Annotated in this window: 24 protein-coding genes; 11 read left to right on the forward strand and 13 right to left on the reverse strand. The window is 57.2% G+C overall.

What is annotated here, in order from left to right; translation table 11 throughout:
• Window positions 1–17: 17 nt before the first annotated feature.
• Window positions 18–716: a ribose-5-phosphate isomerase RpiA gene (gene rpiA / locus RMR16_RS07455; RefSeq protein ID WP_320201691.1), complete on the reverse strand. Its 699-nt coding sequence runs from the start codon at window positions 714–716 to the stop codon at window positions 18–20.
• Window positions 717–922: 206 nt separating this feature from the next.
• Here rpiA and RMR16_RS07460 point away from each other — a divergent pair, with 206 nt between their 5' ends.
• On the forward strand, window positions 923–1615 hold the full coding sequence (locus RMR16_RS07460) for an HAD family hydrolase (protein ID WP_320201690.1): 693 nt from the start codon (window positions 923–925) through the stop codon (window positions 1613–1615).
• 251 nt (window positions 1616–1866) lie between these two features.
• Here the strand turns inward: RMR16_RS07460 and rpsD are convergent, their stop codons facing one another.
• Complete coding sequence (gene rpsD / locus RMR16_RS07465; protein WP_320201689.1) at window positions 1867–2484, reverse strand: 30S ribosomal protein S4; 618 nt, start codon at window positions 2482–2484, stop codon at window positions 1867–1869.
• A 441-nt stretch (window positions 2485–2925) separates the two neighbouring features.
• Here rpsD and RMR16_RS07470 point away from each other — a divergent pair, with 441 nt between their 5' ends.
• Window positions 2926–3915 carry a TerC family protein gene (locus RMR16_RS07470; RefSeq protein ID WP_320201688.1) on the forward strand — a complete coding sequence of 330 codons (990 nt, stop codon included), beginning with the start codon at window positions 2926–2928 and terminating at the stop codon, window positions 3913–3915.
• Between the two features lie 223 nt (window positions 3916–4138).
• Here RMR16_RS07470 and RMR16_RS07475 read toward each other — a convergent pair whose 3' ends face one another.
• The 8 genes from RMR16_RS07475 to RMR16_RS07510 form a co-directional block, all read right to left on the reverse strand.
• Window positions 4139–5656: an ATP-binding protein gene (locus tag RMR16_RS07475; RefSeq protein WP_320201733.1), complete on the reverse strand. Its 1518-nt coding sequence runs from the start codon at window positions 5654–5656 to the stop codon at window positions 4139–4141.
• Window positions 5657–5787: 131 nt separating this feature from the next.
• Complete coding sequence (locus RMR16_RS07480) at window positions 5788–6663, reverse strand: EamA family transporter (RefSeq protein ID WP_320201687.1); 876 nt, start codon at window positions 6661–6663, stop codon at window positions 5788–5790.
• A 38-nt stretch (window positions 6664–6701) separates the two neighbouring features.
• Entirely contained in the window at window positions 6702–7337 is a 636-nt protein-coding gene (locus RMR16_RS07485) for a LysE family translocator (protein WP_320201686.1), read from the reverse strand.
• 72 nt (window positions 7338–7409) lie between these two features.
• On the reverse strand, window positions 7410–7697 hold the full coding sequence (locus RMR16_RS07490; protein WP_320201685.1) for a HigA family addiction module antitoxin: 288 nt from the start codon (window positions 7695–7697) through the stop codon (window positions 7410–7412).
• A 227-nt stretch (window positions 7698–7924) separates the two neighbouring features.
• On the reverse strand, window positions 7925–8161 hold the full coding sequence (locus RMR16_RS07495) for a DUF1127 domain-containing protein (RefSeq protein ID WP_320201684.1): 237 nt from the start codon (window positions 8159–8161) through the stop codon (window positions 7925–7927).
• A gap of 368 nt (window positions 8162–8529) precedes the next feature.
• Window positions 8530–9360, reverse strand: a complete 831-nt coding sequence (gene murI / locus RMR16_RS07500) for a glutamate racemase (protein WP_320201683.1) — start codon at window positions 9358–9360, stop codon at window positions 8530–8532.
• Window positions 9341–10171, reverse strand: a complete 831-nt coding sequence (locus RMR16_RS07505; protein ID WP_320201682.1) for an RNA methyltransferase — start codon at window positions 10169–10171, stop codon at window positions 9341–9343. The genes murI and RMR16_RS07505 overlap by 20 nt, the downstream gene beginning before the upstream one ends.
• A 76-nt stretch (window positions 10172–10247) precedes the next feature.
• Entirely contained in the window at window positions 10248–10778 is a 531-nt protein-coding gene (locus RMR16_RS07510; RefSeq protein WP_320201681.1) for a hypothetical protein, read from the reverse strand.
• A 211-nt stretch (window positions 10779–10989) separates the two neighbouring features.
• On the opposite strand from RMR16_RS07510, the gene RMR16_RS07515 reads away from it, so the two are divergent.
• The 4 genes from RMR16_RS07515 to RMR16_RS07530 all read left to right on the forward strand — a co-directional run bounded on the left by RMR16_RS07515 (window position 10990) and on the right by RMR16_RS07530 (window position 14163).
• Window positions 10990–12204 carry an NADP-dependent isocitrate dehydrogenase gene (locus RMR16_RS07515; protein WP_320201680.1) on the forward strand — a complete coding sequence of 405 codons (1215 nt, stop codon included), beginning with the start codon at window positions 10990–10992 and terminating at the stop codon, window positions 12202–12204.
• A gap of 192 nt (window positions 12205–12396) precedes the next feature.
• Entirely contained in the window at window positions 12397–12744 is a 348-nt protein-coding gene (locus RMR16_RS07520) for a YidB family protein (protein WP_320201679.1), read from the forward strand.
• A 59-nt stretch (window positions 12745–12803) separates the two neighbouring features.
• Window positions 12804–13262, forward strand: a complete 459-nt coding sequence (locus RMR16_RS07525) for a hypothetical protein (RefSeq protein WP_320201678.1) — start codon at window positions 12804–12806, stop codon at window positions 13260–13262.
• A 274-nt stretch (window positions 13263–13536) separates the two neighbouring features.
• A complete protein-coding gene (locus tag RMR16_RS07530) occupies window positions 13537–14163 on the forward strand; it encodes a glutathione S-transferase family protein (RefSeq protein WP_320201677.1) in 627 nt (208 codons plus the stop codon).
• A gap of 52 nt (window positions 14164–14215) precedes the next feature.
• On the opposite strand, the gene alaS is transcribed toward RMR16_RS07530, so the two are convergent.
• Complete coding sequence (gene alaS, locus RMR16_RS07535; RefSeq protein ID WP_320201676.1) at window positions 14216–16879, reverse strand: alanine--tRNA ligase; 2664 nt, start codon at window positions 16877–16879, stop codon at window positions 14216–14218.
• Window positions 16880–17071: 192 nt separating this feature from the next.
• Entirely contained in the window at window positions 17072–18160 is a 1089-nt protein-coding gene (recA, locus tag RMR16_RS07540; RefSeq protein WP_320201675.1) for a recombinase RecA, read from the reverse strand.
• A gap of 247 nt (window positions 18161–18407) precedes the next feature.
• Here recA and RMR16_RS07545 point away from each other — a divergent pair, with 247 nt between their 5' ends.
• Entirely contained in the window at window positions 18408–19346 is a 939-nt protein-coding gene (locus tag RMR16_RS07545) for a carbohydrate kinase family protein (RefSeq protein ID WP_320201674.1), read from the forward strand.
• Between the two features lie 31 nt (window positions 19347–19377).
• A complete protein-coding gene (locus RMR16_RS07550; RefSeq protein ID WP_320201673.1) occupies window positions 19378–20301 on the forward strand; it encodes a pseudouridine-5'-phosphate glycosidase in 924 nt (307 codons plus the stop codon).
• A gap of 73 nt (window positions 20302–20374) precedes the next feature.
• Here the strand turns inward: RMR16_RS07550 and RMR16_RS07555 are convergent, their stop codons facing one another.
• Window positions 20375–22648, reverse strand: a complete 2274-nt coding sequence (locus RMR16_RS07555; RefSeq protein ID WP_320201672.1) for an OmpA family protein — start codon at window positions 22646–22648, stop codon at window positions 20375–20377.
• Window positions 22649–22989: 341 nt separating this feature from the next.
• Here RMR16_RS07555 and RMR16_RS07560 point away from each other — a divergent pair, with 341 nt between their 5' ends.
• From RMR16_RS07560 to RMR16_RS07570, 3 genes are all read left to right on the forward strand, one after another.
• Window positions 22990–23763: an ABC transporter substrate-binding protein gene (locus RMR16_RS07560; RefSeq protein WP_320201671.1), complete on the forward strand. Its 774-nt coding sequence runs from the start codon at window positions 22990–22992 to the stop codon at window positions 23761–23763.
• 115 nt (window positions 23764–23878) lie between these two features.
• Window positions 23879–24682 carry an ABC transporter permease gene (locus tag RMR16_RS07565; protein ID WP_320201670.1) on the forward strand — a complete coding sequence of 268 codons (804 nt, stop codon included), beginning with the start codon at window positions 23879–23881 and terminating at the stop codon, window positions 24680–24682.
• Window positions 24679–25509, forward strand: a complete 831-nt coding sequence (locus RMR16_RS07570; RefSeq protein WP_320201669.1) for an ABC transporter permease — start codon at window positions 24679–24681, stop codon at window positions 25507–25509. Before RMR16_RS07565 ends, RMR16_RS07570 begins: the two co-directional genes overlap by 4 nt.
• The last annotated feature ends 120 nt before the right edge of the window (window positions 25510–25629 follow it).

Genomic DNA, 25629 nt, shown 5'->3' on the forward strand with positions numbered 1-25629 from the left:
AAATCTCTCGCTCCTGTTTATATTTTCGCCTGCATTACGCGGGCGCCATCCGGCCCGGCGATAATGGCAAGCGATGCCAAATGAATGAAAAGTCCGTGCTCGACAACACCGGGTATGGTGTTCAGCTCGCGTGCCAGCGTTTCTGCATCAGGAATACGGCCAAAAGATGCGTCGAGAATAAGGTGTCCGCCGTCCGTTTTGAAGGGGCCATCCTCCAGTGAACGCAGCTTCAAATCGCCCGAAAGGCCGAGTCTCGAAGCCAGTTTTTCAATGGCGATGCGGGTTGCGACCTGACCGAAAATGTTGATTTCAATCGGCAGCGGAAACGCACCAAGCGTCTCTACAACCTTGGTCTGGTCGGCAATCACAATCACGCGAGACGAGGCCGCAGCCACGATTTTTTCGCGCAACAAAGCGCCGCCGCCGCCCTTGACCAGCCGCAGGGCGTGGTCAACTTCATCTGCACCATCGATGGTCAGATCCAGCTCTGGAAGCTCATCCAGCGACTTCAGGGGAACGCCAAGCTCAACACAAAGACGCGCCGTGCGCTCCGATGTCGGAACGCCCTGAACCCGCAGCCCCGCGGACACTTTTTCCGCCAAAAGCCGAACGAATTCTTCTGCCGTGGACCCCGTACCAATACCAAGACGCATTCCGTCTTCGACATGGGACAACGCCGCTTCTGCGGCCTTGATCTTCATTTGGCGGGCATCCATTCGGCTGCAAACTCCGGTCTGTTTTTCGCGGTCTGCGCAGTGTCACAGGTGTCTGATCGCTACGCTGGGGTGCTGTTTACACGGGTCGAATAGCAAACGAAAGCCCTTTTCGGGCAGCAACGCACGACCATTCAAAGGTTTCATTGCAAAAGCTGGCGCCTTTGCTTAGCTTTGGGGCAGATAGACAGTTCATCATGAGGCATTCCTTGACTTCTCCCCTCGTCATTTTCGATCTCGACGGCACCCTGATCGACACCGCTCCCGACCTGATCGACAGCCTGAACCACACCATCGCATCCGCCGGTCTCGCCCCCGTCACCTTTGCCGATTTGACGCATCTGGTGGGCCAGGGCGCCCGTGTTATGATCAAGCGCGCATTCGCGCTGCGCAACACGGACCTGCCGGAAGCGGACATCGAGCCGCTGTATGAGCGCTTTATCGCCCATTACGTCGCCCATATGCCCGGCGAAAGCGTTGCCTACCCTGGCTTGACCGAGGCACTGGACAGATTGGCGGGCGCTGGGTTCACGCTTGCGGTTTGCACCAACAAGACAACGGTTCTGGCATTGCCGCTGCTGGAAAAACTAGGCCTGACCGACCATTTTGCAGCCATTACCTGCGGCGATACGTTCGAATGGCGCAAGCCGGATGGACGCCACATTCTCGGCACCATCGAAAAATCCGGCGGCGACCCTGCCCGCAGTATCATGATCGGTGACAGCATCAACGACATTCTGGCCGCAAAAAACGCCGATGTGCCGTCCATTGGCGTGACATTCGGTTACACCGACGTGCCGATGGCTGAGCTTCATCCCGATGTGGTGATCGATAATTTCGACGAGTTGGATGTGGCACTGGTGCAACGGTTGCTGTCGAAGCGGGCAGCGGCGGCGGCTTGATAGGGGTTTGCACTCCAACTCCCCCGTCATGCCGGACTTGATCCGGCATCCAGCAGGGCCGCGTCTGCGGCGCGAAAGAGTCTTTTGCGATCAAGGGCTTGATCGCACTGGATCCCGGATCAAGTCCGGGATGACGGAGAACTGGGAATAGTCCTCAGCAGAAACGCGAAGCCTCAAGTGGTCGATATAAAAACCGCGCAACAAAAAAGCCGCCCCGAAAGGCGGCTTTTTCGATGAATGCGAAACGCGGATTAACGCGAGTAGAATTCGACGACCAGATGCGGTTCCATGATGACTGCGTATGGAACGTCAGCAAGCGAAGGAACGCGAGCAAATGTCGCAACCAGCTTGTTGTGATCAACTTCAACGTAGTCAGGAACGTCACGCTCAGCGAGCGCAACAGCTTCGAGAACGATTGCGAGCTGCTTGGACTTCTGACGAACTTCGATAACGTCGCCTGGCTTGCAACGGTAAGAACCGATGTTGACGCGAACGCCGTTAACCGAAACATGGCCGTGGTTTACGAACTGGCGAGCCGCGAAAACAGTTGGAACGAACTTTGCGCGGTACACGATTGCGTCCAGACGCGACTCGAGCAGACCGATCAGGTTCTCGGAAGTGTCACCCTTGCGACGGTTTGCTTCGTCGTAAGTTGCACGGAACTGCTTTTCACGGATTTCGCCGTAGTAGCCCTTGAGCTTCTGCTTGGCGCGCAGCTGCGTACCGAAGTCGGAAAGCTTGCCCTTGCGGCGCTGGCCGTGCTGGCCTGGGCCGTATTCGCGACGGTTGACTGGGGACTTAGGACGACCCCAGATATTTTCGCCCATGCGGCGGTCAATTTTATACTTAGACGATTCGCGCTTGCTCATCGTATTTCCTTTCAGAATGTTACACCGGTTTGTTACCAAACCGGATCAAGGAAACACGCCCTCCTCTGAGGTCCGATTGAGGACCTCTGACAGGTTTCTCACATTTGCGAATGGAGAAGCCACGGGACATGTCGGTGATGTCAACCATCGAACGCACGGTTTAACGTGCAGGACAGTCAACGAAACACACCGAGCATTGCTGCCCGGCGTTGTTGCGGCTTCTAAGTTCCATTCATAAAATTGTCAACGAGAAAAAACTTCGTCAGACCTCTTGAAAACCATCTGGCCCGCATTACCTCCCGGTCGTGATCAGGACTCGGGCCCCTCTGGCGTATTACCGGACATTACGCGATGTCGAGTCTTCTAAGGTTGGGGCCACGTCTTTATATATCACACGTTCCCCAGCCATAAAGCCAACCTCGTCCGGAAAAAGGTTGACTCATGGATTTCCTCCTTACGGATTTTCTCGGCACACCCACATGGATGTGGGGCGTTTTTATCTCTCTCGTTCTGGCTCTTCTTGCGCTCGATCTGGGCGTTCTCCATAAGAACTCCAAGGAAATCGGCATTCGCGAAAGTTTGCTGATGTCCGGCTTTTACATTGCCATTGGTTTGGCCTTCGGCGGCTGGATATGGTTTCAATCCGGCCAGCAATCGGCCATGGAATACGTGACAGGCTTCGTGGTCGAAAAAAGCCTGGCGATGGACAACATCTTCATCATCGCGATGATCTTCTCCTACTTCGCCATTCCGCGCCAATATCAGCACCGCGTTCTGCTCTGGGGTATTCTGGGCGTCATCATCCTTCGCGGCATCATGATTGCTGCGGGAGCTGCGATCGTTGAGAACTTCCACTGGGTTCTTTATATCTTCGCTGCCTTCCTTGTCTTCACTGGCCTCAAGATGCTGTTTTCCTCGAACCATGATGAAAACGACATCGGCAACAACAAGATATTGAAGTTTCTGCGCAAGAGCCTGCCGGTCACAGAAAAGCTGCATGGCGAGAAGTTTTTCGTCAAGGAAACCGATCCGCTCACGGGCAAGCTGAAGACATTCGTAACGCCGCTGTTTCTGGCCCTTATCATGGTCGAAATCGCAGACTTGATCTTCGCAGTCGATTCGATCCCGGCGATTTTCGCGATCACCACGGACCCGTTCATCGTCTACACGTCTAACATTTTCGCGATCCTTGGCCTGCGTGCACTCTACTTCGCCCTCGCTGCCCTGATCCACCGCTTCGCTTATCTGAAATATGCGCTGGCTGCGGTTCTGGTCTTCGTCGGTTCGAAAATCTTCCTTGCAGACATGCTGGGCATCGCAAAAATCCCGCCTGCCGTATCGCTGGGCGTGACAGTCGCAATCCTCGTAACTGGTGTTGTCGGCTCGCTGTTTGCGACGCGCAATGAGAAGAAGGTGATTGACAAGGTTTAATCGGCCTTCAGGATGATAAGGAAAAGGCGGGGAAACCCGCCTTTTTGTTGCCACCACCTGTCCGTCATCCCGCACTTGATGCGGGATCCAGCCGCCTTGCGTCTGCAAGGCGAAAGGACTGAGTACCCCCACGCCAGAAAGAGAAGTCTTTTCGCCGCGCAGACGCGCGCCGGCTGGATGCCGGGTCAAGCCCGGCATGACGGAGAGTTTAAGGGCTACCGTGTCACTCCGCCGCCAGCTTCACAATCTCTTCAGCCGCGTCCGCATCTCCGGGCGCGGTTTTTGCGTCGAGATCAGGGAATGCCACGATGCGCTTGCCGGAAAAATCCGCGTGCACGACGACCAGTTCCTTCTCTTCGAAATAACCGAGCAGACGCCGCGCACGGCGGGCGGAATGGGTGCCATAAGCGCGGGCAATGCGCGCATCCGAAGGGCAAGGCTCTTCACGCAGCGCGGCCTTGACCAGCAGCAGAAATACGCCCTGCAAATCGTCAGAGACGTTGGTGGAAAGCTCCAGCGCCTTCTGCCAGTTCTCGCTTGCCGCCATTTCCACATCCACACCGGAGCGGGTGATGGCCACCTGACGGCGGAATTCGGACAGCGCCATGGGCGTGCCGGGAATGCGGCGCATACGGGCGCGGACCAGAAACTCTTGATAGAGCACGGCATCGGTGCGATAGGCCGATTGCGGGTCGTCCAGAATTTCCGTCATCACGCCCGCGATTTTCTCTTCGCGCTCTTCCGGCGTCAAATCCGGCTGGCTGCTGCGCTGCGGCTGCTGCGGCTCAGGGCCGCCAATGGCAGGCGTGGAGCGGGAAAGCTCGGCCAGAATATCCGTCGTCGGGCGCGGTGCCGGTGGCGTGCGGCGCACAGGTCCGCGCGCGAATTCCTCCGGGTCCGGCGTGAAGATCAGGTCTTCCACATCCTGTGGCGAATCCGGCAGAGGCATCAGCTTTGGCGAAGATGACCGCGCGGAGGTTTCCACCGCACCAATGACGATGGGCAAAGGCCGGCGCGAAAGTGCAGGTCCAAGCGCCACGAAATTGCCGCGCTGAAGATCGCGGAACATTTCCGCCTGGCGGCGATCCATGCCGAGAAGGTCAGCGGCACGCGCCATATCGATATCGAGAAAGGTGCGGCCCATGAGGAAGTTGGAGGCCTCAGCCGCCACGTTCTTGGCCAGCTTTGCCAAGCGCTGCGTGGCAATAACGCCTGCCAGACCGCGCTTTCGCCCACGGCACATGAGGTTGGTCATCGCACCCAGCGACATTTTGCGGGCGTCTTCGGACACATCACCGCCAACGGAGGGCGCAAACATCTGCGCTTCATCCACCACCACCAGAACCGGATACCAGAACTCGCGATCCGCATCGAACATGCCGTTGAGGAAGGCGGCGGCGGCACGCATCTGCTGCTCGACGTCCAAGCCCTCCAGCGTCAGCACGCAGGAAACGCGGTGCTGGCGAATGCGGTTGGCAATGCCGGAAAGCTCGGCCTCGGTGCGCTCGCCATCCACCACCACATGGCCGAATTTATCGGCCAGCGTGACGAAATCGCCTTCAGGGTCGATGATGACCTGCTGCACCCAAGGCGCGGATTGCTCCAGCAGCCTACGCAACAGATGCGATTTGCCGGAACCGGAATTTCCCTGCACCAGCAGACGCGTGGCAAGCAATTCCTCGATATCGAGCGTGGCCGCCTGCCCGCCCGATAGAGTTCCCATGTCGATACCGACCTGCAATTTACGCTTCCCTGCGACTTCGAATGAATGGGGCACCGATTCCCAAAAGAAACGGCGAACATGTTCCTTAGCAAAAAATTGAGCAATTTTCCCGCCTCATCAACACAATGCACAGGGAATTGCGTGAGAGATTAGGACTGGCGCGAAAAGGACAGACGCCGCCCGAAGACATTCAGCGCCAGACCGGCCACCACCAGCCCGCTGCCAATGACTTCAAACTGGGTAATTTGTTCGTTAAAGGCGAAATAAGCGCCGATGAAGCCGACAATTGGCACCAGCAGCGAAAATGGCGCGACTGTTCCAGCCGGGTAACGCGACAGCAGATAACTCCATATGCCCGCGCCCACAACGGTCGCGCCATAGGCCATGTAGATCACAACGAGGAATGTCATGAGTGTTGCCGACGCAATTCCGTCTGCAATGGCCTGCGGACCCTCGATTGCCAAGGACAGCACCATGAGCGGAATGACCGGCACAAGGCTGGTCCATGCGATGAAAGACACCGCATTCACCCGCCCGACCTTGCGGTTGACGATGTTTCCCATCGCCCAGCTAAAAGCAGCGCCGATGCACATCAAAAGCGGCACCATGGCAGACATGGTCATGCGTTCAAGCCCGATAACGCCCAACCCGGCAAAGGCAACGGCAGCACCGGCGATGTGAGATCGCAACGGCGTTTCACCCAAAAACGACACGGCCAGCACCATGGTGAAAAAGGCCTGTGACTGCATGACCAGTGACGCAAGCCCGGCGGGCAGGCCCAGTTTGATGGCGGAATAAAGAAGACCGAACTGCGCACAGCCCATGACCATGCCGTACAGAACCATATGCCCCCAAGACACCTTGGGGCGCGGCAGAAAAAACACCAGCGGCAAGGCCGCACAGAGATAGCGCAGCGCCGTGAGAAACAAAGGCGGCATATCCATGACGCCAAACTTGATCACAATAAAATTGAAACCCCACATGAACACGGTGATGAGGGCAAGGAAGATATGCGGCGCGGCCATTGGAACGTTCAACTTTCAAACCGCAGAAAAGCGGTATTTCAGGACGCGGCTCTCTTCCAACCCATCGTCAACAAACCAGCGCCGATCAACAGACTGCCACCCGTGCGGTTGACGATGCGCTGAACATTGGGCTTGCGAATGGTGTTGCGGGCCGCACTTGCCAGCAGTCCATAAAGTGCTGCGTTGCAGGTGGCAAGCACAAGAAAGGTGACTTCGAAGATAAGCACCTGGCGCAAAAACGGCAGTGTCGGCACCAGAAACTGCGGCAGGAAGGCGACAAAAAACACGATGCTTTTCGGGTTCAGCGCCGTGACGATATAGGTATGCAGAAAGATTTTCAGCGGTCGTTCCCTGGCGGTCGTGTCGGATGTCTCCACCCCCTGCCCGCCAATCGGCGCGCGCCACAGCTTGATGCCGAGATAAATCAGATAGGTAGCCCCGACCCACTTCAGCACCGTAAACAGAGCCGCTGATGTCGCCAGCAACGCACCCAACCCCAGCATGGACGCCGTCATGGCGGTGAAATCACCAAGCGCGACCCCGGCGACAGTTGCCGCACTCGCCTTGCGGCCATGCCCAAGCGCATAGGAAATCACCAGCAGGATCGTCGGTCCCGGAATAGCAAGCAACACAGCGGACGCGGCCACAAAGGCCAGCCAGTTTTCAAGGGGCATGACGCAGTCCTCCAACAATCATTGGGTGGAGCAAGCCATCAAGCCGGAATGATATCAAGTGGCAATTGTGAGTTAAGCCGCTTTGTCATCCAGCGGGCGAACGGGTGGCTGCTGTCGGGCCATCGCCTGGGCAAGATCGTAATTCGCCTGCATGGCAAGCCATGCTCTGGCTGTACTCACACCGGCGCGCTCCAGACGCAACGCCAGGTCAGGACTGACCCCTGCCCGACCATTCAAAACGCGCGACAAGGCCACACGCGACATACCAAGCCTGTCTGCCGCCTCAGTCACCGAAAGCTCAAGCGCGCCGATAACATCTTCCCGCAACAATTCACCGGGGTGAGAAGGAAATTTCATCATGATATCGCTCCTTCAATAACAAGTTTGAGTGGAAATGTGAGGCTAATAGTGGTCGAAAACCTCTCCTCCGTCATCCTCGCCCTTGTGGCGAGGATCTACGCACGTCCAATAAAATCAATCCGTAGCAGATGCTCGGGACAAGCCCGAGCATGACGTCGAGTTTGGAGTATCGTCAATCATCAAGCCAAAAACCTCTCCGGCAATTCACTCACCGGAGAGGCACTCTCTCAAAAGCGCGGAAACCAGGGTGGGATCAGTGGTGGACCCGACCGAGATTTATTGACAGGCAGGCCGATATCACGACGCAAGTGATCCGACAGATGCGTGACGTGCGACTTTGTCTGCTGGTGCTGCCATGCAACGACCAGCATCGCTTTGACCGTGGCCCAAACGCCGAAGTGCCGGAACAGGTCGTCAACCGCTTGAGACACATTATTTACACGTAAAGATTGCTCTTTCGTCATAGGGAATCCATCCCGGCGCGATGAAGCGACCAGGTCCTTTCGTGATGAGAAAAGACGTGCAAGGACGACAGACGTGGCGATGCCACGGGACTATTCGCTTGCTACGAGTTCATTTGAGAAACGCCAAAAAGGCAGGGAAAGGGCTTAGTTAGCCGATCCAAGTCGAATAGATGGCATATAAATCACGGTGAAAACCGTTGCCATATATTGCGCTGCGCCAGAGGGGCGTCGGTTCATAAATGTCATCATTTCACGCCTCCAATGTTTGAGTTACGAGCTTGACTTTTGTGACACGGATTTTAGGCCAGCGCAACACACTCAATCTCGAATTGCATTAGAGATGTGGGCGCGATGCAAATATGCAACAGTCAGGGTGCCGAGGCGGACATTTTCAGTCCAAAACCTTGCATCAGTCGGCGTGTGGTAAAGTTAGGCTGACCGGAGGTGAAAACGGCAAAGTCGAAACCGTCAGGATGTTCCGCGCCCTGCACCAACTCCACCTTCCGCCGCGCCTGGCGGGCAATGGCTTCTGCCGGATCCAGCCAATCGACCGGCCAAGGGGCCAATCTGCGGAAGATGTTGACCATAAAAGGATAATGGGTGCAGGCCAGCACGACGATGTCCGTGCGCTTGCCCTGATCTTCAATGAAGCACGGCGAGATTTCCGCCAGAACTGCGTCATCCGAAATCGGCTCTCCCCTGATCCAAGCCTCGGCCATGCGCGCCAGATTTTCCGATCCCACCAGCCGCACATGGCATTGCGAGGCAAAGGACTGAATGAGATCCCGCGTATAGGCGCGCTTCACCGTGCCGGGGGTCGCCAGAACGGAAACGAGGCCGGAGCGTGTGCGCTCTGCCGCTGGCTTGATGGCGGGAACAGTGCCCACGAAGGTCATGTCGGGAAATTTGGCCCGTAAATCCGCGCCAGCCAGCGTGAACGCCGTGTTGCAGGCAATGATGCAGATTTCCGGCTGGTAGGTGTCCAGCAGCTGCGCAAACAGCGCCAGAATGCGCGCCCGAAGCGCGTCCTCTTCCCAGCCGCCATAGGGGAAACCGGCGTCGTCGGCAATGTAGATGAAGCCGCGTTCCGGCATCAGCACCCTCGCCTCCCGCAGCACGGTCAGGCCGCCGATGCCGCTGTCGAAAACCAGCACCGGCCTCAATGTTTGCTGTGTGGGATTAAGCGTTATCGCCGTCATCTTGCGCATTGCTCCCGTCGGCATAAGGGCCATTGCTGCCGCGTGGTGTCTGCCGTCCGTATTTGTCGAATGTGCCGAACACACCACGCAAAACGCTGATTTCCTGCGAGGTCAGCGCCCGCCGAGACAGTACGGCACGCAGATTTTCGATCATCCGCTGTTTCTTGCCTTCCGGGCGGAAATAACCACGCGCATCCAGCGCCTCTTCCAACTGCTCGAAGAGGCCGTAAAGCTGCTCTTTGGTGGCTTGTTTCTGCTCAAGCGGCTCAAACAGCGTTTGGGTCAGATCATCCATGCCGGATTTCATCCACTCATAGGACATCAACAGCACAGCCTGGGCAATGTTAAGCGAAGCAAAGGCCGGATTGACTGGAAACGTCACGATCTCGTCCGCCAATGCCACTTCTTCATTGGTTAGACCCCAACGCTCGCGGCCGAACAGAATTCCGGTTCTCTCGCCTGCCGCAAACTTCGTGCGCAGCGTTTCCGCAGCCGTGACAGGCGCACGCACCGGCTTGAAGCCATAACGCTCCCGCGCTGTCGTGGCATAGGTGAATTGCAGATCTGCTGTCGCTTCTTCGATGGTCGCGAAAACGCGGGTATTATCGATGACGTGATCGGCCTTGGAGGCAGCAGAACGCGCCTTCTCGTTCGGCCAGCCATCGCGAGGATTGACGAGCCGCAGCTCGGCCAATCCGAAATTGGCCATAGCCCGCGCCACCATGCCGATGTTTTCACCCAGCTGGGGTTCGACAAGAATAATCGCCGGACCTTCTGCCAGAAGCTCAAGCTCGCTGTTTGTACCTGCCATATTCGCCTTCCGATTTTTCGGGCTTCACTGGCACAGATTTCAGGACAAATCAAAGGCAGGCGCGGCAAAAGCCCGCTTATTCGCCCTTGATGATGTTTGCCATCTCTTGAAGCAGGGAATCACGGCCCTCATCCCCCACCCGGTGAATGTCCTTGATCACGGGCTTTCCGTCTTCGGTAATGACATCGAAATTCACCTGATCGACACTCGCCTTCATTTCGGCTTCGTCCATGCAGGCCCACAGCTTGAACTTCACGGTCACGTCGCTCACACCGTCTTTGGGCGGTGCAGCGGCGATTTCAACATCCTGCAACGGGCAACCATCCTGCGAGTTGGTGATGACATCGTAACCGAAAGGATCACCCTTATCGCCATTTTCCGCTTCATAGGCAGGCTTCTTGGACGCTTCGCGATATTGGGCGGCAAATTCCTTGCTGAACAGCGTGGTCAGCAAATCCTCGTCCAGAATATATTTCCAGTCGTCCGCCTCCCCCGACCAGTTCTTGACGGTGATATCCATCACCTTTTTAACCGGCTCGGTCGGGTCTGCCGCAAAGGCACTGCTGGAGATAAGAATGGCGGCGGTGGCGAGCAGAATTTTCCGCATGACGGTGTCCTGAAGAGAGCTTACCCAACGTAAGCGATTCGCCAGACTGTAATTGCGGAATGTGTTTTGGCAATGCGTTTCGGCGTGTTTTAGAAAGACCAAAAAAGCTCGGACATGGCTTTGCCTTCGGCGCTCGCGATGCTATAGCGCGACGGGATATTTTCCGCATATGGCGCCACATGGCGCAATCGTTCTCGAAGGTGAGGAATTCATGACAAAGATCAAGGTAGCCAATCCGGTCGTCGATCTCGACGGCGACGAAATGACCCGTATCATCTGGCAGCTTATCAAGGACAAGCTGATCCTGCCATACCTCGATCTCGATATCGAGTACTACGATCTTTCCGTTGAAAACCGCGATGCTACCAACGACCAGGTAACGGTCGATGCTGCTCACGCCATCAAGAAGCACGGCGTTGGCATCAAGTGCGCAACGATTACGCCGGATGAAGACCGCGTCAAGGAATTCAACCTGAAACAGATGTGGAAGAGCCCGAACGGCACGATCCGCAACATTCTGGGTGGCGTTATTTTCCGCGAGCCGATCATCTGCACGAACGTGCCGCGCCTCGTTCCAGGCTGGACAAAGCCAATCGTTGTTGGCCGTCACGCTTTCGGCGACCAGTACAAGGCAACCGATTTCAAGTTCCCCGGCAAGGGCAAGCTGTCCATCAAGTTCGTTGGTGAAGACGGTCAGGTTATCGAAAAGGAAGTGTACGACGCGCCCGGCGCCGGCGTTGCACTGGCCATGTATAACCTTGACGAGTCGATCCGCGAATTCGCGCGCGCTTCCATGAACTATGGCCTGATGCGCAAGTGGCCGGTTTACCTGTCCACCAAGAACACCATCCTCAAGGCTTATGACGGTCGCTTCAAGGACATCTTCGAAGAAATCTATCAGGCCGAATTCAAGGCGAAGTTCGACGAAGTCGGCATCACCTATGAACACCGCCTGATCGACGACATGGTTGCCTCTGCTCTGAAGTGGTCGGGCGGTTATGTCTGGGCGTGCAAGAACTACGACGGCGACGTACAGTCGGACACGGTTGCGCAGGGCTTCGGTTCGCTCGGCCTGATGACATCCGTTCTTCTGTCGCCAGATGGCCGCACGGTTGAAGCTGAAGCTGCACACGGCACAGTGACACGTCACTACCGCCAGCATCAGAAGGGTCAGGAAACCTCGACCAACTCCATCGCGTCGATCTTCGCATGGACACGTGGCCTCGCACACCGCGCCAAGCTGGACGACAATGCGGACCTCGCAAAGTTCGCCGCCACGCTGGAAACCGTCTGCGTCGACACGGTCGAATCCGGCTACATGACAAAGGATCTGGCACTGCTGATCGGACCAGATCAGCCTTGGCTCTCCACAACGGCTTTCCTCGACAAGATCGATGAAAACCTGAAAGTGGCAATGTCTGCCTGATCGGCCATTTGCCCGTACTGAATGAAAAATACCCGCATCACCGATGCGGGTATTTTTTTGCCATGAGCGCAACAACGCGCCACCTCACGGCCCATACAATTGCTCGTGACAGCAATGTTATGAACTGGTAATGTAGCGACGAACAAAAAGTACCTGAACGTGTAATACATACTCTTTTACGGGGTGGTTATCATGGGACTTTTGGATGGACTTGGAAGTATCGTCAGTGATGCCCTGAGTGGAAAGCCAATCAATCTGGCCGCCATCGCCGGTCAACTTTTTCAAAATGCCGGTGGCCTGCAAGGCATAACCGATCAGCTGAACCGAGCGGGCCTTGGCGAACAGGTCTCCTCATGGATCGGCACGGGCAGCAACCTCCCCGTTTCCGCTGATCAAATCAGAGCAGCATTGTCTTCAGAGCAATTGCGCAGTCTGGCACAATCCTTCGGGGTTGATATCGACCAGCTGCCACAAATCCTTGCCGAGCATTTGCCGAAGGCAATCGACAAGGCCAGCCCCGATGGCGTTCTTCCGTCCTGAGCGGCGATCATCCACCCAGACTTCATCCAGAGAGGCATTTCATAAAGAGGGGCAGTCCAATGTCTACAAAGCTTCTACTCGCAGCCGGCGGTGCATTGATGGCAGGTTTCATACTTGCATCCCCCGCTTCTGCGTTGACCATGAAAGAATGCAGCACGAAATATCAGGCGGGCAAAGCCGACGGCACTGCCAAAGATATGAAGTGGAATGATTTCCGCGCCAAGTTCTGCGGTGCAGATACGGCCGCAGCCGAAGCCGCAGACGAAAAAGACGTGGCCTCCACCCCCGACAAAGAACCGGACAAGCCAGCGATGGCCGCGCCCAAGGGTGTAACCTTCCCCAAGGCCGTGGACAAGAAATACGCGACTGAAACGCCCGGCAAAGCCCGCATGAAAACCTGTGTCGATTCCTATCATGTCAACAAGGACGCGGGCACGCTGAATGATCTCAAATGGATCCAGAAAGGCGGCGGTTACTGGAGCCTTTGCAGTGCAACGTTGAAGGCCGTGAAGGGCTGAACCCACACTGACAAGGGCCGTATGATCGGCCGACATCAGATGTTGACAAGGCGACCCGGCCATCGCGCCGGGTTTTCTTGTGGCAATGAAGCATTGTCTTGATTACGTCGCATGGCAGGCGCAAATTTCAGGAAAACGCGTTCCAAACACCAGACTTAGAGCGCCATGCGTCCTTTCGGACGCACAAAGGACGCTCTATCTATTTGTTTTTACGCATTATCTGGGCGCAAAACCGCTTCGCACTTTTGCTAAAAATGCTCTAGGGAGGAAAACCATGAGTGACCTGACGCTTTATACCAACCCGATGTCTCGCGGGCGCATTGCACGCTGGATGCTGGAAGAGATTGGCGTGCCGTACAAAACGGAGATTTTGGATTTCGGCAGCGAGATGAAATCTCACGCCTATCGATCCATCAACCCCATGGGCAAAGTGCCCGCCATCAAACACGGCGACACTGTCGTGACGGAATGCGCCGCGATCTGCGCTTACCTTGCGGATGCTTTTCCGGGTGCCAACCTCGCCCCGCCGATCAAAAATCGCGGCCTTTATTATCGCTGGCTGTTCTTCGCGGCGGGTCCGCTGGAAATGGCCGTGTCCAACAAGGCGATGGGTTTTGAAATCACCCCGGACAAGCTGCGCATGGCAGGCTGCGGTTCCTATGCCGATGTGATGAACACGCTGGAATACGCGGTCAGCGAAAACCGCTTCGTGGCAGGCGATTACTTCACCGCCGCCGATGTTTACATTGCCTCGCACCTCGGCTGGGGAATGCATTTCGGCTCCATCGAAAAACGCCAGCATTTCGTGGATTACTTGAGCCACATCAGTGACCGCCCGGCCTATAAGCGCGCCAATCAGATTGATGAGGAAGCCGCCAAAGACTTAAAAGCGGCGAGCTGAAAACGAAAAAGGCGGGCAATGCCCGCCTTTGTTTTGATTATATGTTTGCGGCTCAAGCAGCCAGCGTTGCGGCAACCGCCTCAATCGCTTCGTCTGCTTTTGCGCCATCGGGGCCACCGGCCTGCGCCATATCAGGGCGACCGCCGCCGCCCTTGCCGCCGAGGGCAGCAGATGCGGTGCGAACCAGATCGACGGCGCTGAACCGCGAGGTCAGGTCTTCGGTCACGGCAGCAACGGCGCTGGCCTTGCCATCTTCAGACACGGCAATCAGCAACACGACGCCGGAGCCGAGGCCGGTCTTGGCTTCATCGGCAAGGCTCTTCAAGTCCTTCGCATCAATGCCGGCAAGCGACTTGGCCAGGAACTTCACGCCGCCAATCTCCTTCACATCGCCGCTCGAGCCTTCCGCGGAAGCACCACCCATGGCAAGCTTGCGACGGGCATCGGTCAGTTCGCGCTCCAGCTTCTTGCGCTCATCCAGCAGCGTTTCGACACGCGAAAGAACTTCGGCGGGCTGAACTTTCAGCGAGGACGCCAGCGCCTTCACGCGCTCATCCTGCTCTGCAAGGTAAGCCAAAGCGCCCGGTCCGGTCACGGCTTCGATGCGACGAACGCCAGCACCGACGGCGCTTTCGCCCAGAACCCGCACGAGACCGATCTGGCCCGTTGCCGACACATGTGTGCCGCCGCAAAGCTCGACGGAATAAGGACGGTTGGCCTTGGCGCCGTGAATGCCGGTGCCCATGGACACAACGCGCACTTCATCGCCGTATTTCTCGCCAAACAGCGCCATAGCGCCCTCGGCAATGGCATCATCCACGCTCATCAGGCGGGTGACGACAGGCGAATTTTGCACGATGATTTCGTTTGCCATGTCCTCGACGATTTTCAGCTCTTCCGCTGACATCGGCTTGGGATGCGACACGTCGAAACGCAGGCGTTCTGGTGCAACCAGCGACCCCTTCTGGGCGACGTGGGTGCCGAGAACTTCCCGAAGCGCTTCATGCAACAGGTGCGTGGCCGAGTGGTTGGCGCGCAGGCGCGAGCGGCGGTTATGATCGACCGTCAGCTGAACCTCGTCACCGACCTTGATGCCGCCCTTGGACACCGCACCAACATGCACGAACAGGCCTTCGCCCTTCTTGTGCGTATCAGACACCGCAAAGGAACCGTCATCGGACGAGATGACGCCCGTATCGCCCATCTGGCCACCGGACTCACCGTAAAAAGGCGTCTGGTTGACGATGATCTGCACGTTGTCGCCATCCGTGGCACTATCGACAGATTTGCCGTCCTTGACGATGGCCAGAACAACGCCTTCTGCCGTTTCCGTGTCGTAACCGAGGAATTCGGACGCGCCGTGCTTTTCCTTGAGTTCGAACCAGATGGTTTCGGTTGCCTTGTCGCCGGAGCCTGCCCAATGCGAACGAGCTTCTGCCTTCTGACGCTGCATGGCATCCGTGAAGCCGGAAATATCGACGCCGATTTCGCGGGCGCGCAATGCGTCCTGCGTCAGATCGAGCGGGAAGCCGTAGGTGTCGTAAAGCTTGAAGGCGGTTTCGCCGTCCAGCATATCACCCTTGTGAAGCGTGGACGTCGCATCCGACAGCAGAGAAAGACCGCGTTGCAGCGTCTTGCGAAAACGGGTTTCTTCCAGCTTCAGCGTTTCGGAAATCAGCGCTTCCGCACGCACCAGTTCAGGATAGGCACGGCCCATCTGCTGGATGAGCGCAGGCAGCAGTTTCCAGATCAAAGGCTCGCGCGAACCCAGCAATTCAGCATGGCGCATGGCGCGGCGCATGATGCGGCGCAGAACGTAACCGCGACCTTCACTGGATGGCAAAACGCCATCGGCGATGAGGAACGCCGTGGACCGCAGATGGTCTGCAATGATGCGGTGGCTGGCGCGGTTTGCACCTTCCGCCGGAACACCGGTTGCCTCGACAGATGCCGAAATCAGCGCACGGAACAGGTCGGTGTCGTAATTGTCATGCTTGCCCTGAAGCAGCGCGGAAATGCGCTCAAGACCCATGCCGGTATCGATGGATGGGCGCGGCAGATTGATGCGCTCTTCCTTCGTTACCTGCTCATATTGCATGAAAACGAGGTTCCAGATTTCGATGAAACGGTCACCGTCTTCATCGGCAGAACCGGGAGGGCCACCCCAGATGTGATCGCCGTGGTCATAGAAGATTTCCGAGCACGGACCACAGGGGCCGGTGTCGCCCATGGCCCAGAAATTATCGCTGGTGGGAATGCGAATGATGCGGTCATCTGAGAAACCGGCAATCTTCTTCCAGAGGTCGAAGGCCTCGTCATCCGTATGATAGACGGTCACCAACAGGCGGTTCTTGTCGATACCGAATTCCTTGGTGATCAGGTTCCAGGCGTGGGTGATCGCCTCTTCCTTGAAATAATCGCCGAAGGAAAAGTTACCCAGCATTTCGAAGAAGGTATGGTGGCGGGCGGTGTAGCCGACATTATCCAGGTCGTTATGCTTGCCACCGGCACGCACGCATTTCTGCGACGACGCGGCTGTGGAGTAAGGACGGCTTTCAAGTCCGGTGAAAACGTTCTTGAACTGCACCATGCCCGCATTGGTAAACATCAATGTCGGGTCGTTGCGCGGCACCAGCGGGCTGGAGGGCACAATTTCGTGGCCGTTCTTCTTGAAGTAGTCGAGGAAGGTCGACCGGATTTCATTTACACCGCTCATACGAAGTCCTTCATTTCCGCGAACTCACGCGGTCATAACGTAAAAATCACTGGCTTTTATCGTTCGCCACCCTGCCTGTCCAGCCAAAGTGCGCCGCGCGACAGCACAAATAAGGCCGCACGAAAGAGATCGCACGGCCTTGAACGTTCAAACCTTGAAATATTGCCGGAAATAACCTCCGGCAATACTGTCTTACGAGTCGGGATCGACACCGTCAGAATCAGCCTCAGGACCACCATTCTGGAGGAATTTTTCAGCGATCAGTCCGGCGTTCTGGCGCAATGCCAGTTCGATCTCTTCCGCCACGGCTGGATTTTCCTTGAGGAAGGTTTTCGCGTTCTCGCGGCCCTGCCCCAGACGCTGGCTGTTGTAAGAGAACCACGCACCCGCCTTCTCGACCAAACCGGCCTTCACGCCCAGATCGACCAGTTCGCCGGTCTTGGATACGCCTTCGCCATACATGATGTCGAATTCGACCTGCTTGAAGGGAGGAGCCATCTTGTTCTTGACGACCTTAACGCGCGTCTGGTTGCCGACGATTTCTTCGCGATCCTTGACCGCGCCGATGCGGCGAATGTCCAGACGAACCGAAGCGTAGAACTTCAGCGCGTTACCGCCGGTCGTCACTTCCGGAGAACCGTAGGAAATACCGATCTTCATGCGGATCTGGTTGATGAAGATCACCATGGTCTTCGACTTGGAAATGGACGCCGTCAGCTTGCGCAGCGCCTGGCTCATCAAACGCGCCTGAAGACCCGGCAGGCTGTCGCCCATATCGCCTTCGATTTCCGCACGCGGCGTCAAAGCTGCCACCGAGTCGATAACCAGCACGTCGACAGCGCCAGACCGTACCAGCGTGTCGGTGATTTCAAGCGCCTGCTCACCCGTGTCGGGCTGCGAGATCAAAAGATTGTGCAGATCGACGCCGAGCTTGCGGGCATAGACCGGGTCAAGTGCGTGTTCGGCATCAACAAAGGCGCAAATGCCACCCTTTTTCTGCGCTTCTGCAATGGTTTGCAGCGCGAGTGTTGTTTTACCAGAGCTTTCTGGTCCATAAATTTCAATGATACGGCCTTTTGGCAGACCGCCAATACCGAGAGCCACATCCAGACTGAGTGAGCCTGTCGAAATGGTTTCAACTTCGACGATAGTTTCATTGGAACCGAGCTTCATGATTGATCCCTTGCCGAACGAACGTTCGATCTGGGAGAGCGCCGCTTCCAGTGCCTTGCTTTTATCCACCGTTTTGTCCTCTACAAGACGCAAAGAATTTTGTGCCATCTGGAACCACCTTTAGGTTATTGAAGCCGCGCAGGCAACGAAGCTCTGTCTGTTCGGTTTGTACTTTATTTGTTCTCATCACACAAGCGCGTGGCATGATATTGAAAACAAATAGGGATAAGTCCTTTGTTCTACTTTTGTTTTTCTTTTAAAGATGTGGGAAAAACAGGGGATGCGATAACGTCGAAAACACCAGACTGGCACGAATCGACATGTCTTTGACCGATCTGAAGAGGGAAAGTTCGCAGTGAAAAAAATACTCGTTCTGGGCGGCGCGCATATAGACCGGCGCGGCATGATCGAGACCGAAACCGTGGCGGGGTCCAGCAATCCCGGCTATTGGATGGAAGAAGCAGGTGGTGGCGGTTTCAACGCAGCCCGCAATCTCTCGCGTCTCGGTTTCAAGGTCAAAATCATTGCCCCGCGTGGCGGCGATGCCAATGGCGAGATCGTTTCGGCGGCAGCGCGTGAGGCGGGCGTCGAAGACGCGCCCTTCACCTTTCTGGATCGAAGCACGCCCAGCTACACCGCCATTCTGGAGCGGGATGGAAATCTGGTCATCGCCATTGCCGATATGGACCTCTACAAGCTGTTTACGCCCCGCCGCCTGCGGGTGCGGGCGGTGCGCGAGGCGATCATGGCCAGCGACATTATCTTGTGCGATGCCAACCTGCCGGAAGACACACTGCGGGCAATCGGCACCGCGGCGCGCATCTGCGGGAAGATTTTGGCGGCCATCGCCATCTCGCCCGCCAAAGCCATCAGGCTGAAAGCCGCCCTGCCCGACATCCATATGCTCTTCATGAATGAAGCGGAGGCGCGGGCGCTGACCGGCGCAAATGTCGAGACCGTAGAGGACTGGCCGCAGCACCTGCGCGCACTTGGCCTTCGCGGCGGCGTCATCACCAGTGGAGCGCGGCGGGTTGTCGCCTTCTCGCAGCATGAAACCGCCATTCTGCACCCGCCATTGATCGAGGCCGTGAAGGATGTCACCGGCGCGGGAGATGCGATGGCGTCGGGTTATCTGGCGGCGATTGCCGACGGCAAGCCCATCACGCAGGCGCTTGCGCATGGCGCGGCGGCAGCGGCAATTACCGTGCAATCGACGTTTGCCACGGCACCGGAACTGAGCGGCGAGACGCTGGAGGCCATGCTGGCCCTTGTGCCTGCCGCTGAAATGTTGTGAAGACATCGTTTAAATAAACTCGGAAAAGACAATGACAAAACCCTTAGCCCCCCTTTTGCCCATCGCTTACTCAGATGAAGTTGCCGCAGCAAAACAGCGCGGCGCGCCCATCGTGGCGCTCGAATCCACCATCATCACTCATGGAATGCCCTATCCCGGCAATATCCAGATGGCTGAAAGCGTGGAACAGATCATTCGTGATCAGGGCGCGGTTCCTGCCACGATCGCCGTCATTCACGGCACGCTGCACATCGGCCTTGAAAAACATCAGCTCGAAGCATTGGCCCAGACGACGGATGCGATGAAGGTGTCCCGCGCCGATATCGCCTTTGCCATCGCAGAACGCCGCACGGGCGCAACCACCGTTGCCGCCACCATGATTGCTGCCGAACATGCCGGCATCAAGGTCTTCGCAACGGGTGGCATTGGCGGCGTGCATCGCGGCGCGGAGCAAAGCTTCGATATTTCCGCCGACCTGACAGAGCTTGCCAGAACCGGCGTGATCGTGGTCTGCGCTGGCGCAAAAGCCATTCTCGATGTTCCCAAAACGCTGGAAGTACTGGAAACGAACGGCGTGCCGGTCGTCACCTTCGGATCGACAGAATTCCCGGCCTTCTGGTCCCGTGCCTCCGGCCTGCCCAGCCCACTTTCGCTGAACAGCCCGGCTGCCATCGCCAACTTCCAGACGACACGCGAGCAGCTTGGCATCGACGGCGGCATGTTGATTGCCAATCCCGTTCCCGAAGAAGACGAGATTTCGCGCGAGGAGATGGAAGTCTACATCACACGCGCCCTTTCCCATGCCGAAGAAGACGAGATCAGCGGTAAGGCCGTGACGCCTTACCTCCTGTCCAAAATCTTCGAAATCACCGAAGGGCGCAGCCTTGATACGAATATTGCGCTGGTGCGCAACAATGCCCGCTTGGCGGCAGAGATTGCGGTTGCGCTGGCTTAAACCGGCAAAATCTTGAACGAAAATGGCCCGGAAACCATAGGTTTCCGGGCCATTTTTATGTGATCAACCGAGATTATCTTTGGGCAACCGGTTTCACCAGCGGCGTGACACGACGGATCGTGACGCGGCGGTTTTCCTGTGAGGCATCGAGTGTCTGGACCTTGAGGAAGCGTTCGCCATAGCCCTGCGTCGCAAAGTTTTCCGGCGGAATGCCATACACATCCGTCAGGACATTGGCGACGGAGGCAGCGCGTTCGTCCGAGAGGACGAGGTTGCTTTCATCCGAGCCGACAGCATCCGTGTGACCTTCGATCAGGAAGGTTTCAGCCGGATTGTTTTTCAGCACCTTGTTCATGGCATCGGCCACTTTGCGCAGCGACTGAGCCTGGCTCATCGGGATTTCCGCGCTGCCCGTGGCAAAGGTGATGGTATCAAGGTCGATACGGCGTACCTTGTCACGAATACGGGCGGAATAACGCACTTCATCCAGCGAGTAGACACGCTCGACAGGCTCGACCGGAGGCTGTTCGAGGAAGCGGTAATAATCGCGGTCCGGGTCGCTCGATGTGTCGATGATGTAATCACGAACCGGGATACGCAGGCGCATCGGCGGCAGGTCAAGGCCCGGATCGCGGTACACATATTCACGGTCCGGCTCATCCACCAGTTCCGGTGCATAGAACAGCACATATTCACGACCGCGATCATCGATGCGCGAACGCTGGATCACATCGCCGTAACGGTTGCGGATGGTAACGACCTGTGTGCCATCACGACGCTCGATGGTTTCACGAACGCGGCCTTCTGGCAGACGCTCGTAATAAGGCTCGGCACCGTCGCGAATGAAGCGATCGTTATCGTCTCCCCGCACGACGACGCGATCACCGAACTGCAGGAAGATGCGATCTCCCGGCTCACGATCACGGCCATCACGGTTGCGATTGTCGCCGCGTGGGAAATCACGCGGCTGCCATTCACGCACACCTTCCGGGCGCTCATATTCGGGGCGACGATCGATGCGTTCGCCCTGAATGGTGGTGATCGCCTGAATGTTGATCTGCGGAGCGGGAGCCTGACCGCGTGGTGCGGCCTGTGCTTCGGCATCCGAGGTCGGAACCTTGAAGTCCTTCACAGCTTCGCGCTCCTGGCGACGCTGATCACGGGACTGCTGGTTGCCGGAACGTTCGGCTTCCTTGTCGCTGTCCAGAACCGCGGCACCCTTGTCGACCGGCAGAATAACCGTGTCGGCTGACTTGGATGGGTCTTTCGCCACGGCGCGGGCCTTGTCTAACTGCTCTTTCGTCGACGGTGCAGCTTCCTGCTGCGGCGCAGCTATCTGGTCCGGCACCGGCTCACCGGCAGGTGCTTGTCCTGTGGCCTTGCCATCCTCTGGGGCTGGTGTCGGTGCGTTTGGCACAGCCGGCTGCTGCTCTCCGCTCTGGCCGCGCGGTGGGCGCTGCTGTTCGGAAGGCTGCTGGCCAGGCGCAGGGTTGGGCTGCTCTTTCGGTGCGGGTGGTTTGCCGGGTGCTGGTGACTCAGCAGGAACAGGCGCCTTCTTGGTGTCTGGTTCTGGCGCGGCAGGCTTCTTTTCAGGAACGGCTGCGGGCTTTTCAGCCGCAGGTTCGCCAGCGGCAGGCTGCTTGTCCTGTGCGCGGGCTGGTGGCTGTGCTTCCTCAGCGGCGGCCGGCTTCTGGTCGCGCTGCGGGCGGCGTGGTGTTTCGGGCTGCTGTTCCGGCTTTGCCTCGGCCGGTGCTGCATCCGGCTGGGCTTCCGTGCGTTGTGGACGCGCCGGGCGCTGCTCGCCTTCAGCGGCAGGCTGCTGGTCGCGCTGCGGACGGCGTGGCTTTTCAGGCTGCTGCTCTGGATTTGCCTCGGCAGGCGCTGCATCCGGCTTTGCGTCGCGGCGTGGGCGCTGCTGTTGCGGTTCTTTTTGAGGTTCGGGCGCGGCCTCTGGTGCGGCTTCGCGGCGCGGACGTTGCTGCTGCTCAGGCGCAGCTTCCGGTGCAGCCTCACGACGAGGGCGCTGTTGCTGCGGTTCTTTCTGAGGCTCGGGCGCTGCTTCTGGCGCAGCTTCACGGCGTGGGCGCGGTGCCTCTTCCTGACGCTGCTCCGCCTTGGGTTGTTGTGCCTTGGGCTGTTCGGCCTGCGGCTCCGGCTCCTTGCGCTGCTTCTTCAGCAGTTCCTCAGCCGAAGGCTCGGCTTGCGCCATCAAAACGTTGGAACTTATTGCCGCACGCTCCATCTGGTTCGTGCCTGCAACAGACGCCGCAAACGCAGGGTCAACCGCAATCGCAATCGACATCAGCGGAAAGACCACCCCTGTCAGCAGCTTGTTTTTCTTGAGCATCGTACTTCCTCACCAAAAATCGTCTTGTACCGCTTGTATCGCGGCCTAACTGAAAAACGGTCTGCACATGCAGGCGGTGAACAACGCCTGAACCACAGTCTTGTTCCCATCATGACCAAGCCGGTCTGTACCGCAAATGAACAAATCTGGGCGTTTTCATGAACTTATTGTGGCGCGCATTGCGCTGCGAAACGAATAGGGTTGCATTTATGAAAGAAGGATAAGACTATCCGCTCCAGCGTGTCCGCCCGGCCATCCAGTAACCGGCGAGACACGTAAAAATCACCGCCCGGAAAAAACAAACAAACCGTGCGGAAGACACGCCGAAAGAGAGGATCGAAATGCGTATTTCCACCCGTCTGCTCGCTGCTGCATCGATTGCCGCGATGTCGCTTTTCTCCGGTGCCGCGCTGGCACAGGATAAGATCGTTATCGGCACGGAAGGCGCCTACCCGCCCTTCAACAATCTTGAAGCAGACGGCACCTTGACCGGCTTCGATATCGATATCGCCAAGGCGCTCTGTGAAGAAATGAAGGCTGAATGCACCTTCGTTACCAATGATTGGGACGGCATCATCCCGGCCCTTCAGGCCAAGAAGTTCGACGCGATCATCGCTTCCATGTCCATTACGCCAGAGCGTTTGGAGAAGGTTGATTTCTCGAAGAAATATTACAACACGCCACCCGCCGTCGCGGTCGCGAAGGACAGCCCGATCAAGACCATCGAGGATTTGAAGGGCAAGACGCTCGGCGCGCAGGGTTCCACCACCCATGCCAACTACGCCGAAAAGCATCTGGCTGATTCCCAACTGAAGCTTTATCCGACCGCCGATGAATACAAGCTCGATATCACCAATGGTCGTATCGATGGCGTCATCGACGATATCGTTGTCCTGTCCGAGTGGGTGAAGTCGGATGCTGGCAAGTGCTGCAAGATCCTTGCGCCGCTGAAGCTCGATCCTGAAATCAACGGCAATGGTGCCGGCATCGCAGTTCGCAAGGGTGACACGGCTCTTGCCGACAAGTTCAGCACAGCGATTGCCGCCATCCGCGCCAACGGAAAATACAAGACAATCAACGACAAGTACTTCGATTTCGACGTTTACGGCCAGTAAGCGATCGATCTGTTGAAATATTGTGGCGGAAGGCTTGCCCTTCCGCCATTTTTGTTTGAGAACAAGATAATAAAACAATACGGAATTGGCGGCAAAGACCGCAGGGGAAATTGGCATGAGCGGAGCATTTTCCGCCGTAGGTTCGTTCTGGGCTTACCTCACTCATCTTTTAGATCCTTTTTGTGGGCCGGTTGGCATTTTCTCCCTGTTTGGCAATGGGACACTCGTTGCTTGTGGAGATACCGGCTGGGGCGATGAGATCGCATTCGGCGTCAAAGTCACCATCTCCGTGGCGTTGGCCACGCTGCCGGTGGGCCTGACCATCGGTTTCATGATTGCGCTGGCCGCGCAGTCGAGAGAAAAATCGCTGCGCCTTGCCGCTGGCATCTACACCACGATTTTCCGCGGCCTGCCGGAACTGCTGACACTCTTCATCGTCTATTACGGCATTCAGATGCTGTTGCAGTCTGCCGGAAGCTATGTCGGCATCACCGGGCCGATTGAAATCAACGCCTTCTTCTCCGGCATGATCGCCCTTTCGGTGGTATTTTCTTCCTATGCCGCCGAGGTTCTGCTCTCTGCCTTTCGTGCCATTCCAAAAGGACAATATGAGGCGGGCGACGCGCTTGGCCTGTCGCGCACCCAAACGATGGTGCTTATCGTATTGCCGCAACTGGTGCGCATTGCCCTGCCCGGCCTGACGAACCTCTGGATGATCCTGCTGAAAGATACGTCCTACGTGTCCATCATCGGCCTGTCGGATATTCTGCGCCAGACGGGCATCGCAGCCCGCGTCAGCAAGGAAGCCTTCTTCTTTTACGGCATAGCCTGCCTGCTCTACCTTATTCTGGCGCTTATCTCGTCCTTCGGCCTTGGGTTCATCGATCGCTGGGCGCGCCGTTCGGAGGTTCAACGATGAGCCATATCGAACATCTCATCCCCGCACGCCCGGCCCCGCCAACCGTGGCAAAGCCTCTCTCGGCTTCCAAAATCGCAGGCTATGCCGTGAGTGGCCTCTGGCTGCTGCTTGCGATAGGACTGATCTACTCCATCATCGCGGGTTGGAACTGGGACAAGTTCACCCGTTACGGCCCGCGTTATATCGATGGATTGATCACCACCATAACGCTGGTCGGCACGTCGATCATACTCGGCGCGGTGCTGTCTCTGCCCATCGCGTTTGCCCGCATGTCGGCAAATCGCGTTTTTGGCGCGCTCGCCTATGCTTACGTCTATGTGTTTCGAAGCACGCCGCTGCTGGCACAGCTGTTCCTCATCTATTACGGGCTAGGCAGTTTCCGCCCGGAACTGGAAGCCGTCGGTTTGTGGTGGTTCTTCCGCGAAGCCTGGTATTGCGGCCTGTTTTCGCTGACACTCAACACCGCCGCCTATCAGGCCGAAATTCTGCGCGGCGCGCTCCAGAGCGTCCCGCGAACCCAGCATGAGGGTGCCGCATCGCTTGGGCTGCCAAAAGCCGTTACCTTCTGGAAAGTCATTCTGCCGCAAGCACTCATCGTCGCGCTGCGCCCCTATGGCAACGAAATCATTCTGATGATCAAAGGCTCGGCGGTCGTGTCCATCGTCACGGTCTATGACCTCATGGGCCAGACCCGCTACGCCTTCTCGCGCACCTTCGACTACCAGACCTATCTCTGGGCAGCGATTTTCTACCTCACCATCGTGGAACTGCTGCGTCACATCTGGGCATGGCTGGAAGCGCGTCTGACACGCCACCTCAACAGATAGAGCAAGCTGGCAGCACTCACACAAGACGGATGCTAACAGACTGAAAAATATAACTATTTTGTGACATTGAGGCCCATTGGCAAGGTTCGGTTAACCATGTCATGCTCCCATAGTCAACGA

The organism is Agrobacterium sp. rho-13.3 (genome assembly GCF_033957765.2).
Taxonomy (GTDB): Bacteria; Pseudomonadota; Alphaproteobacteria; order Rhizobiales; family Rhizobiaceae; genus Agrobacterium.

Excerpts from the sequence above, each read along its gene's own strand:
- rpiA (WP_320201691.1), bottom strand. The coding sequence starts at position 716 with ATGGATGCCCGCCAAATGAAGATCAAGGCCGCAGAAGCGGCGTTGTCC.
- rpsD (WP_320201689.1), bottom strand. The coding sequence starts at position 2,484 with ATGAGCAAGCGCGAATCGTCTAAGTATAAAATTGACCGCCGCATGGGC.
- RMR16_RS07470 (WP_320201688.1), top strand. The coding sequence starts at position 2,926 with ATGGATTTCCTCCTTACGGATTTTCTCGGCACACCCACATGGATGTGG.
- RMR16_RS07480 (WP_320201687.1), bottom strand. The coding sequence starts at position 6,663 with ATGGCCGCGCCGCATATCTTCCTTGCCCTCATCACCGTGTTCATGTGG.
- RMR16_RS07485 (WP_320201686.1), bottom strand. The coding sequence starts at position 7,337 with ATGCCCCTTGAAAACTGGCTGGCCTTTGTGGCCGCGTCCGCTGTGTTG.
- RMR16_RS07490 (WP_320201685.1), bottom strand. The coding sequence starts at position 7,697 with ATGATGAAATTTCCTTCTCACCCCGGTGAATTGTTGCGGGAAGATGTT.
- RMR16_RS07495 (WP_320201684.1), bottom strand. The coding sequence starts at position 8,161 with ATGACGAAAGAGCAATCTTTACGTGTAAATAATGTGTCTCAAGCGGTT.
- murI (WP_320201683.1), bottom strand. The coding sequence starts at position 9,360 with ATGACGGCGATAACGCTTAATCCCACACAGCAAACATTGAGGCCGGTG.
- RMR16_RS07505 (WP_320201682.1), bottom strand. The coding sequence starts at position 10,171 with ATGGCAGGTACAAACAGCGAGCTTGAGCTTCTGGCAGAAGGTCCGGCG.
- RMR16_RS07510 (WP_320201681.1), bottom strand. The coding sequence starts at position 10,778 with ATGCGGAAAATTCTGCTCGCCACCGCCGCCATTCTTATCTCCAGCAGT.
- RMR16_RS07515 (WP_320201680.1), top strand. The coding sequence starts at position 10,990 with ATGACAAAGATCAAGGTAGCCAATCCGGTCGTCGATCTCGACGGCGAC.
- RMR16_RS07520 (WP_320201679.1), top strand. The coding sequence starts at position 12,397 with ATGGGACTTTTGGATGGACTTGGAAGTATCGTCAGTGATGCCCTGAGT.
- RMR16_RS07525 (WP_320201678.1), top strand. The coding sequence starts at position 12,804 with ATGTCTACAAAGCTTCTACTCGCAGCCGGCGGTGCATTGATGGCAGGT.
- RMR16_RS07530 (WP_320201677.1), top strand. The coding sequence starts at position 13,537 with ATGAGTGACCTGACGCTTTATACCAACCCGATGTCTCGCGGGCGCATT.
- alaS (WP_320201676.1), bottom strand. The coding sequence starts at position 16,879 with ATGAGCGGTGTAAATGAAATCCGGTCGACCTTCCTCGACTACTTCAAG.
- recA (WP_320201675.1), bottom strand. The coding sequence starts at position 18,160 with ATGGCACAAAATTCTTTGCGTCTTGTAGAGGACAAAACGGTGGATAAA.
- RMR16_RS07550 (WP_320201673.1), top strand. The coding sequence starts at position 19,378 with ATGACAAAACCCTTAGCCCCCCTTTTGCCCATCGCTTACTCAGATGAA.
- RMR16_RS07555 (WP_320201672.1), bottom strand. The coding sequence starts at position 22,648 with ATGCTCAAGAAAAACAAGCTGCTGACAGGGGTGGTCTTTCCGCTGATG.
- RMR16_RS07560 (WP_320201671.1), top strand. The coding sequence starts at position 22,990 with ATGCGTATTTCCACCCGTCTGCTCGCTGCTGCATCGATTGCCGCGATG.
- RMR16_RS07565 (WP_320201670.1), top strand. The coding sequence starts at position 23,879 with ATGAGCGGAGCATTTTCCGCCGTAGGTTCGTTCTGGGCTTACCTCACT.
- RMR16_RS07570 (WP_320201669.1), top strand. The coding sequence starts at position 24,679 with ATGAGCCATATCGAACATCTCATCCCCGCACGCCCGGCCCCGCCAACC.